The 8,865-nt window shown below is 71.9% G+C and carries 8 protein-coding genes and 1 pseudogene; 6 read left to right on the top strand and 3 right to left on the bottom strand.

Going from position 1 to position 8,865, the window contains the following annotated elements; translation table 11 throughout:
- Window positions 1–160: 160 nt before the first annotated feature.
- Window positions 161–781 (bottom strand): PH domain-containing protein, encoded by a 621-nt coding sequence (locus VR44_RS28690; RefSeq protein WP_045950524.1) that lies wholly within the window; start codon window positions 779–781, stop codon window positions 161–163.
- Window positions 782–918: 137 nt separating this feature from the next.
- Between VR44_RS28690 and deoC the strand changes: the two genes are divergently transcribed.
- The 3 genes from deoC to VR44_RS28705 are packed head-to-tail and all read left to right on the top strand — an operon-like array spanning window position 919 to window position 4,212.
- Complete coding sequence (gene deoC / locus VR44_RS28695; RefSeq protein WP_094191973.1) at window positions 919–1,881, top strand: deoxyribose-phosphate aldolase; 963 nt, start codon at window positions 919–921, stop codon at window positions 1,879–1,881.
- A gap of 5 nt (window positions 1,882–1,886) precedes the next feature.
- On the top strand, window positions 1,887–3,323 hold the full coding sequence (locus VR44_RS28700; protein WP_045950526.1) for an aldehyde dehydrogenase family protein: 1,437 nt from the start codon (window positions 1,887–1,889) through the stop codon (window positions 3,321–3,323).
- Window positions 3,316–4,212 carry an aldehyde dehydrogenase family protein gene (locus VR44_RS28705; protein ID WP_045950527.1) on the top strand — a complete coding sequence of 299 codons (897 nt, stop codon included), beginning with the start codon at window positions 3,316–3,318 and terminating at the stop codon, window positions 4,210–4,212. Before VR44_RS28700 ends, VR44_RS28705 begins: the two co-directional genes overlap by 8 nt.
- Window positions 4,213–4,312: 100 nt before the next feature.
- Here the strand turns inward: VR44_RS28705 and VR44_RS28710 are convergent, their stop codons facing one another.
- Window positions 4,313–4,666 carry a hypothetical protein gene (locus VR44_RS28710; RefSeq protein WP_045950528.1) on the bottom strand — a complete coding sequence of 118 codons (354 nt, stop codon included), beginning with the start codon at window positions 4,664–4,666 and terminating at the stop codon, window positions 4,313–4,315.
- On the opposite strand from VR44_RS28710, the pseudogene VR44_RS28715 reads away from it, so the two are divergent.
- Window positions 4,666–5,461: pseudogene (locus tag VR44_RS28715) on the top strand (uridine kinase family protein). The gene VR44_RS28710 and the pseudogene VR44_RS28715 sit on opposite strands and share 1 nt — an antisense overlap.
- A 140-nt stretch (window positions 5,462–5,601) precedes the next feature.
- Here the strand turns inward: VR44_RS28715 and VR44_RS28720 are convergent.
- Entirely contained in the window at window positions 5,602–6,309 is a 708-nt protein-coding gene (locus VR44_RS28720; protein ID WP_045950529.1) for a SigE family RNA polymerase sigma factor, read from the bottom strand.
- A gap of 299 nt (window positions 6,310–6,608) precedes the next feature.
- On the opposite strand from VR44_RS28720, the gene afsQ1 reads away from it, so the two are divergent.
- Both afsQ1 and VR44_RS28730 read left to right on the top strand, forming a co-directional pair.
- The gene (gene afsQ1 / locus VR44_RS28725) at window positions 6,609–7,286 is read left to right on the top strand and encodes a two-component system response regulator AfsQ1 (protein WP_185117195.1); all 678 of its coding nucleotides are present in this window, start codon (window positions 6,609–6,611) and stop codon (window positions 7,284–7,286) included.
- A complete protein-coding gene (locus VR44_RS28730) occupies window positions 7,283–8,773 on the top strand; it encodes a sensor histidine kinase (RefSeq protein ID WP_045950530.1) in 1,491 nt (496 codons plus the stop codon). Before afsQ1 ends, VR44_RS28730 begins: the two co-directional genes overlap by 4 nt.
- Window positions 8,774–8,865 lie beyond the last annotated feature (92 nt).

Below are 8,865 nucleotides of genomic sequence, written 5' to 3' on the forward strand. Positions count from 1 at the left end.
GTCCCGGCACTACCTCGGACAGGACCCGCCGCCCGAGCCGGCCGAGGTGGTGCGGCTGGTCGTGCGGATCGCCGCCGAGAAGGTCGTCGCGATCTCGCTCTAGTCCAGGACTCCGGTGCCCGTACCGGGGCCGGACGCGGCCCCCGGCCGGCGGCGTCCGTCAGACGACCAGCAGCACGCCGAGCGCCACCGCGCCCAGCACCGCCGGGACGATGATCTCCCAGGCCCACCGCACGCGGACCGACCCCTGCGCGCCCGGCCGGGCGGCGCCGCGCTCGGCCAGCTCGGTCAGCTCGTCCACGGCCTTGTCGGCGGACGCCCGGGCGACCGGCGCCGCCTTGTCCCCGGCGCCGCCCGCGCCCCCGCCGCCCAGCGCCTCGCGCCGGCCGGCGGAGCGGTTCGCCTTCTTCCGCTCGCGCAGCGACACCGGCACCGACCAGAGCTGGTACTTCGCCCCGTCCGCCAGCACCTCCGCCGAGTACCCGGCGCGCACGGCGTCCACCACGCCCCACGGCAGCTCGATGGTCCGGAAGGGGTTGCGGACCCGCATCCGGTCCTCATTGGCGAAGACGGCCGGCCGGATGGTGAACGCCACGGTCAGCGGCACGGCGCACAGCGCGGCGGCGAGCCCGATCCACCGGCCGTCGCCCACGCCGCGCACCACGGCGTCCCCGCACAGCCAGACGATCATCGCCAGGATCAGCACCCCGGTGACGACGGCCATGGGGGAGCGGTAGACGCGGTCTGCATAGGCCGGCTCATGGGCGGAGGGTGTGCTCATGCCGCCGATTGTGCCGCATGGCCGCCCGGCGGCCACCGGTGCACGGTGGCCGGTGCACCGATGACGGACGTCACGCGCAGATGTGCACGAGGGGGGTGACAGGTCGCTACGCGCGTAGATATGCTCATCTGGTGACCATGCCCACCACCCTCACCGCATTCGCTGACGTGACGACGTCCGACAGCGCGCTGCGCCGCTTCCTGCACGGGCTGCCCGGCGTCGACGCAGTCGGACTGGAGGCCCGCGCGGCCTCCCTCGGCACCCGCTCGATCAAGACGACGGCCAAGGCGTACGCCATCGACCTGGCCATCTCGATGATCGACCTGACGACGCTCGAGGGTGCGGACACCCCGGGCAAGGTCCGGTCGCTCGCCGCCAAGGCCGTCCACCCCGACCCCCTCGACCGGACGACGCCCATGACCGCCGCGGTCTGCGTCTACCCCGACATGGTGGCCACCGCCAAGGCGGCCCTGAACGGCGCCGACGTCAAGGTCGCCTCCGTCGCCACCGCCTTCCCCGCGGGCCGCGCCGCCCTGCCGGTCAAGCTGGCCGACACCCGTGACGCCGTCGCCGCCGGCGCCGACGAGATCGACATGGTCATCGACCGTGGCGCCTTCCTCGCCGGCCGCTACCTGGAGACGTACGAGCTGATCAAGGCCGTGAAGGAGGCGTGCGTCCGCCCCGACGGGACCGCGGCCCGCCTCAAGGTCATCTTCGAGACCGGCGAGCTGTCGACGTACGACAACATCCGCCGCGCCTCCTGGATCGGCATGCTCGCGGGCGCCGACTTCATCAAGACCTCCACCGGCAAGGTCGGCGTCAACGCCACCCCCGCCAACACCCTGCTCATGCTCGAAGCCGTCCGCGACTTCAAGGCGCAGACTGGAATCCAGATCGGCGTGAAGCCGGCCGGCGGCATCCGGACCACCAAGGACGCCATCAAGTTCCTGGTCCTGGTCAACGAGACCGCGGGCGAGGACTGGCTGACGAACGAGTGGTTCCGCTTCGGCGCCTCCAGCCTGCTGAACGACCTGCTCATGCAGCGCCAGAAGCTGAGCACCGGGCGTTACTCCGGACCCGACTACGTGACGGTGGACTGATCACCATGGCATCCCTCTTCGAGTACGCACCGGCTCCCGAGTCCCGCTCGGTCGTCGACATCGCCCCCTCCTACGGGCTCTTCATCGACGGCGAGTTCACCGACGCCGCCGACGGCAAGGTCTTCAAGACCGTCAGCCCCTCCAGCGAGGAAGTCCTGGCCGAGGTCGCCCAGGCCGGTGCCGCCGACGTCGACCGCGCCGTGAAGGCCGCCCGCCGCGCCTTCGAGAAGTGGTCCGCGCTGCCCGGCTCCGAGCGCGCCAAGTACCTCTTCCGCATCGCCCGGATCATCCAGGAGCGCAGCCGCGAGCTCGCCGTCCTGGAGACCCTCGACAACGGCAAGCCGATCAAGGAGACCCGCGACGCGGACCTCCCCCTGGTCGCCGCGCACTTCTTCTACTACGCGGGCTGGGCCGACAAGCTCGACCACGCGGGCTACGGCGCGAACCCGCGCCCCCTCGGCGTGGCCGGCCAGGTCATCCCGTGGAACTTCCCGCTGCTGATGCTCGCGTGGAAGATCGCCCCGGCGCTCGCCACCGGCAACACCGTCGTCCTCAAGCCGGCGGAGACCACCCCCCTCTCGGCGCTGTTCTTCGCGGACATCTGCCGCCAGGCCGGTCTCCCCAAGGGCGTCGTCAACATCATCCCCGGCTACGGGGACGCGGGCGCCGAACTCGTCGCCCACCCCGACGTCAACAAGGTCGCCTTCACCGGCTCCACCGCGGTCGGCAAGGCCATCGCCCGCCAGATCGCCGGCACCGACAAGAAGGTCACCCTGGAGCTGGGCGGCAAGGGCGCGAACATCGTCTTCGACGACGCCCCCATCGACCAGGCCGTCGAGGGCATCGTCACAGGCATCTTCTTCAACCAGGGCCAGGTCTGCTGCGCGGGCTCCCGCCTGCTGGTCCAGGAGTCGATCCACGACGAGCTCCTCGACTCCCTCAAGCGCCGCCTGAGCACCCTGCGCCTGGGCGACCCGCTGGACAAGAACACCGACATCGGCGCGATCAACTCCGCCGAGCAGCTCGCCCGGATCACGGCCCTGGCCGACACGGGCGAGGCCGAGGGCGCCGAGCGCTGGTCCCCGGCCTGCGAGCTGCCGTCCTCCGGCTACTGGTTCGCCCCGACGCTCTTCACGAACGTCACCCAGGCGCACACCGTCGCCCGTGACGAGATCTTCGGCCCGGTCCTGTCCGTGCTGACGTTCCGCACCCCGGACGAGGCCGTCGCCAAGGCCAACAACAGCCAGTACGGCCTGTCCGCCGGCATCTGGACGGAGAAGGGCTCCCGCATCCTCGCGGTCGCCAACAAGCTCCGCGCGGGTGTGGTGTGGGCGAACACGTTCAACAAGTTCGACCCGACCTCGCCCTTCGGCGGCTACAAGGAGTCGGGCTTCGGCCGCGAGGGCGGCCGCCACGGTCTGGAGGCCTACCTCGATGTCTGAGTCCTCGGCGCGTCTGGGCGTCTTCAAGACCTACAAGCTGTACGTCGGGGGCAAGTTCCCCCGCTCCGAGAGCGGCCGGGTGTACGAGGTGAGCGACTCCAAGGGCAACTGGCTGGCCAACGCCCCGCTGTCCTCCCGCAAGGACGCCCGTGACGCGGTCGTCGCCGCACGCAAGGCCTTCGGCGGCTGGGCCGGGGCCACGGCCTACAACCGCGGCCAGATCCTCTACCGCATCGCCGAGATGCTGGAGGGCCGCCGCGACCAGTTCGTCCGCGAGGTCGGCGAGGCCGAGGGCCTGTCGAAGTCCAAGGCGGCGGCGGTCGTGGACGCGGCCATCGACCGCTGGGTCTGGTACGCGGGCTGGACCGACAAGATCGGCCAGGTCGTGGGCGGGGCCAACCCGGTCGCGGGCCCGTTCTTCAACCTCTCCACCCCGGAGCCGACCGGCGTCGTCACGGTCGTGGCCCCGCAGGACTCGTCCTTCCTGGGCCTGGTCTCGGTGATCGCCCCCGTGATCGCGACGGGCAACACCGCCGTCGTCATCGCCAGCGAGAAGGCCCCGCTGCCCGCCCTGTCCCTGGGCGAGGTGCTGGCCACCTCCGACCTGCCGGGCGGCGTCGTCAACATCCTCTCCGGCAAGGCCGCCGAGATGGGCCCGCACCTCGCGGCCCACCAGGACGTCAATGCGATCGACCTCGCGGGCGCCGGCACGGCCCTCGCCAAGGAGCTGGAGATCGCCGCCGCGGACAACCTCAAGCGCGTCCTGCGTCCACAGCCTGTGGACGACTGGACCGCCGACCCGGGCACGTCCCGCATGACGGCGTTCCTGGAGACCAAGACGGTCTGGCACCCCACCGGATCGCTGGGCTCGGGCGGCTCCTCCTACTAGGAACCCCGCCCCACGGCCCCACGTGAACCGGCCCCGGCAGCCAATCCCCCCCGTGCTGCCGGGGCCTTCGCGCTGCCGGGGCCTTCGCGCGCCGGTACGGCTACCCCTTCGGCAGGACCGGCCCCAGCAGCGAGGAGACGGCCGCCTCCGGGATCTCCTTCACCGACGGCCCCTGCGTCAGCACCCCCGTGACCATCGTGGTCCCCACCGCAGGGAAGTCGGCCACCTTCGTGCCCACCCCGTTGTCGAGGGGGTCCACGCCGGTGTGGGCGAGGGGGTTCACCTTCAGGTTGGCGATCGGGTCGACGACCCCGGAGACGGCCGCCGCCGGGTCCAGCTCACCGGCCTGCGCCCCGCCGGCCGCCATGGCCAGGGCCGCCCCGGCCAGGGAGAGGGTCAGTCCGGCGGAGCGGAGCCGCTGCGGAGAGGGGTCGGAGGCTGCGTGACGTGCCATTGGTTCCCGCCTGTGGTCGTAGTCGCGTGCGCACACAGCGTAGTCGAGGGGGAGTCTCCGGTTCCAACCCACCGTGTGAGACCGGTCGCAGGGGCTGTCGGCAGTGTGTTGATACGCCGGGTAATGCCGCACACTGGTCTCCCGTGAGCTGTTCATCTCCCCTCCCGACGCGCGTCGTGCTCCTGACCGGTCCCTCGGGTTCCGGCAAGTCCTCGCTGGCGGCCCGCTCGGGGCTGCCCGTACTGCGCCTGGACGACTTCTACAAGGAGGGGACGGATCCGACCCTCCCCCTGGTCGAGGGCAGCTCGGACATCGACTGGGACTCGCCGCAGTCCTGGGACGCCGACGTCGCCGTGGCCGCCGTCGCCGAACTCTGCCGGTCCGGCCGCACCGAGGTCCCCGTCTATGACATCGCGACCAGCTCCCGCACCGGCACCGAGACCCTGGACATCTCCCGCACCCCGCTGTTCATCGCGGAGGGCATCTTCGCCGCGGACATCGCCGCCCGCTGCCAGGAGCTCGGCATCCTCGCCGACGCGATCTGCCTGCGCGGCCGGCCCTCCACCACCTTCCGCCGGCGACTGGCCCGCGACCTGCGCGAGGGCCGCAAGTCCCTGCCGTTCCTGCTGCGCCGGGGCCTGCGCCTGATGCGGGCCGAGCGCGGCATCGTCGCCCGCCACGTCGCCCTCGGCGCCCACGCCTGCGGCGGCGACGAGGCCCTGGGAGGCCCTGGGCCGGCTCGCCGCGGCGGCCGCGGGCCGCCACCGCTCGGCGAGCACCGCGGCGGCGGCGTAGCCCCGCGCACGCAAAAAGAGGAGGCGGGACCAAGCGGACCCCCGGCCGCCTGATCCCGCCCCCATCCCCCCCATGGCCTCCGTCCCACCCCCGTAGGACGGACCCCCTGGCCGGTGGTCTGTGGTCTGTGATGTGTGGTGCTACGCGACGAGCTCCCCGAAGGACTCCGCCTCGTCCCGCCCGAAGCTCAGCACCTCGTCCTCGCGCAGCCGGCGCAGCGAGCGCCAGATGCTCGACTTCACGGTGCCGACGCTGATGCCCAGGATCTCCGCGATCTCCGGGTCCGTGCGGCCCTCGTAGTAGCGCAGCACCAGCATCGTGCGCTGCGGCTCCGGGATCCGGGCCAGCGCCTGCCAGAGCACCGCGCGCAGCTCCGTACCGCGCATCGCGTCCGTGTCGGAGGCCGTCTCCGGCAGCTCCTCCGTCGGGTACTCGTTGAGCTTGCGCCGGCGCCACGCGCTGATGTGCAGGTTCGTCATCGTCCGGCGCAGGTAACCGCCCACCGCCGCCTTGTCGCTGATCCGGTCCCAGGCCCGGTACGTGGAGAACAGGGCGCTCTGCAGCAGGTCCTCGGCCTCGTGGCGGTCGCCGGTGAGGTGGAAGGCCGTCGCGTACAGGGCCGCGCGCCGCTCCTGGACGTACGCGGTGAACTCCGCCTCCGAGGAGGAGGACGGGGAGGAAGAGGAAGGGGTCCGCTGGGCGGGAACCGCCTGGTACTGGTTCGCGTCAATGGCTACGACGCGAGCCTGTCGCCGGGAGCCCGGCACCGTACGGACACCTGCCCGGCGGTTCGCGTCGTGCAGCCGCGTGACAACCGCGCTGGTGGTGGTGCTGTGCAGCGTGTTCATCTCGCGCCCCCCGTCGTGGAGTCTGCTTCGGTCCGTGTTTCGATGACAAAAGACTGCCCGGCCGACTTAACCGGCGTGTCCGTCGACTGTCACAGCACTGTCACAGCCGTCTTTGGCCGCTCCCGGGCCGGAACCGCCGCCGGGTCCTGCGGGGATCCGCCGCCGGTTCTTGCGGGGATCCGTCGCCGGGTCCTTCGGGGATCCGCCGGTATGCGTCGGGGGATCGTCCGGGGATGCGTCGCAGGATCCGTCGCGCGCGACGGTCGAAGTCCCGACGGCCGATGGGACAGAATGAGCCCGTGCCTTTCCTGTTGCTGATCGAGGACGACGACGCCATCCGCACGGCCCTCGAACTCTCCCTGACCCGCCAGGGCCACCGTGTGGCCACCGCGGCGACGGGTGAGGACGGCCTGAAACTGCTCCGCGAGCAGCGGCCGGACCTGATCGTGCTCGACGTCATGCTGCCCGGGATCGACGGCTTCGAGGTGTGCCGGAGGATCCGCCGCACCGACCAGCTGCCGATCATCCTGCTCACCGCGCGCAGCGACGACATCGATGTCGTCGTGGGCCTGGAGTCCGGAGCCGACGACTACGTCGTCAAGCCCGTCCAGGGGCGGGTGCTCGACGCCCGCATCCGCGCCGTGCTGCGGCGCGGCGAGCGCGAGGCCAGTGACTCCGCCGTCTTCGGCTCGCTCGTCATCGACCGGGCCGCCATGACCGTGACCAAGAACGGCGAGGACCTGCAGCTGACGCCGACCGAGCTGCGGCTGCTGCTCGAACTCAGCCGCCGGCCCGGCCAGGCGCTCTCCCGCCAGCAGCTGCTGCGGCTGGTGTGGGAACACGACTACCTGGGCGACTCCCGCCTCGTCGACGCGTGCGTACAGCGACTGCGCGCCAAGGTCGAGGAAGTGCCCTCGTCACCGACGCTGATCCGTACCGTCCGGGGTGTCGGCTACCGGCTGGACTCCCCGCAGTGACCAAGGCCCTCTTCGCGGGCCGGCGCTGGACCAGCCTGCGGGTGCGGCTGCTCGTGGTGTTCGCCCTGGTCGCCCTGGTGGCCGCGGTCTCCGCCTCCGGTATCGCCTACTGGCTCAACCGCGAGGCGGTGCTCACCCGTACCCAGGACGCGGCCCTGGGCGACTTCCGCCAGGAGATGCAGAACCGGGCCGCGGCCCTGCCCGCCGACCCCACCCCCGAGGAACTGCAGCGCACCGCCGAGCTGATGGCGGGCAGCAGCCCCGGGTACAGCGTGCTGCTCGTCCACGAGCGCAAGGACAAGCGGCTGGTGTTCGGCGCCGCCGGCGCGACCTCCTTCGGGCTGGACGACGTACCGAAGTCCCTCCAGCACGCGGTGAACGACCGCCAGAAGACCACGACCGCCAACGACGCCGAGTACCACATGTACTGGCAGCGCACGAAGCCCGGCGGCAAGCCCTACCTGGTCGGCGGCACGCGGATCGTCGGCGGCGGACCCACCGGCTACATGTACAAGTCCCTGGCGACGGAGCGGGACGACCTCAACGCGCTCGGCTGGTCCCTGACCATCGCGACCGGCCTGGCCCTGCTCGGGTCGGCGCTGCTCGCGCAGGCCGCGGCACGAACCGTGCTCAAGCCCGTACAGCGGCTCGGCGAGGCGGCGCGCCGGCTGGGGGAGGGCGAACTCGACCACCGGCTGGACGTGTCGGGGACCGATGAACTCGCGGATCTGTCGCGCACGTTCAACCGGACGGCGGAGGCGCTGGAGAAGAAGGTCGCCGACATGAGCGCGCGGGAGGAGGCGAGCCGGAGGTTCGTGGCCGACATGAGCCACGAGCTGCGCACGCCGCTCACCGCCCTGACGGCGGTGGCCGAGGTGCTGGAGGAGGAGGTCGACGACCTCGACCCGATGATCGCGCCCGCGGTGGGCCTGGTGGTCAGCGAGACCCGCAGGCTCAACGACCTGGTGGAGAACCTGATGGAGGTCACCCGCTTCGACGCGGGGACCGCGCGCCTGGTGCTCGACGACGTGAACGTCGCCGACCAGGTCACCGCCTGCATCGACGCCCGGGCCTGGCTGGACGCCGTCGAGGTCGACGCCGGCCGCGGCATCGTGGCCCGGCTCGACCCGCGCCGCCTCGACGTGATCCTGGCCAACCTCATCGGCAACGCCCTCAAGCACGGCGGCTCGCCGGTACGGGTGTCGGTACGGGTCGACGGGGAATGGCTGGTCGTCGCCGTCAAGGACAACGGGCCGGGCATCCCGGAGGAGGTGCTGCCGCACGTCTTCGACCGGTTCTACAAGGCCAGCGCCTCCCGGCCGAAGTCGGACGGCAGCGGACTGGGCCTGTCGATCGCCATGGAGAACGCGCACATCCACGGCGGCGACATCACGGCCGCGAACGGACCGGAGGGCGGGGCCGTGTTCACCCTGCGGCTTCCGGTGGACGTGGGGAAGGTGATCGCCGGTGGCGGCACGGAGGCGTAGGACGCGGGGGGTACAGGGGGTACAGGGGGCGCGTGGCGTGCGTGGGGGGCACGGGGCTCAGGGGGCTCTCGGGGTGCTTGGGGGTCGTGGGG

It is taken from the genome of Streptomyces katrae (assembly GCF_000966975.1).
Taxonomy (GTDB): Bacteria; Actinomycetota; Actinomycetes; order Streptomycetales; family Streptomycetaceae; genus Streptomyces; species Streptomyces katrae.

What these genes read in the sequence shown, in the direction of transcription:
- VR44_RS28690 (WP_045950524.1), bottom strand. Translation starts at nt 781, where the DNA reads ATGAGCACACCCTCCGCCCATGAGCCGGCCTATGCAGACCGCGTCTAC.
- deoC (WP_094191973.1), top strand. Translation starts at nt 919, where the DNA reads ATGCCCACCACCCTCACCGCATTCGCTGACGTGACGACGTCCGACAGC.
- VR44_RS28700 (WP_045950526.1), top strand. Translation starts at nt 1,887, where the DNA reads ATGGCATCCCTCTTCGAGTACGCACCGGCTCCCGAGTCCCGCTCGGTC.
- VR44_RS28705 (WP_045950527.1), top strand. Translation starts at nt 3,316, where the DNA reads ATGTCTGAGTCCTCGGCGCGTCTGGGCGTCTTCAAGACCTACAAGCTG.
- VR44_RS28710 (WP_045950528.1), bottom strand. Translation starts at nt 4,666, where the DNA reads ATGGCACGTCACGCAGCCTCCGACCCCTCTCCGCAGCGGCTCCGCTCC.
- VR44_RS28720 (WP_045950529.1), bottom strand. Translation starts at nt 6,309, where the DNA reads ATGAACACGCTGCACAGCACCACCACCAGCGCGGTTGTCACGCGGCTG.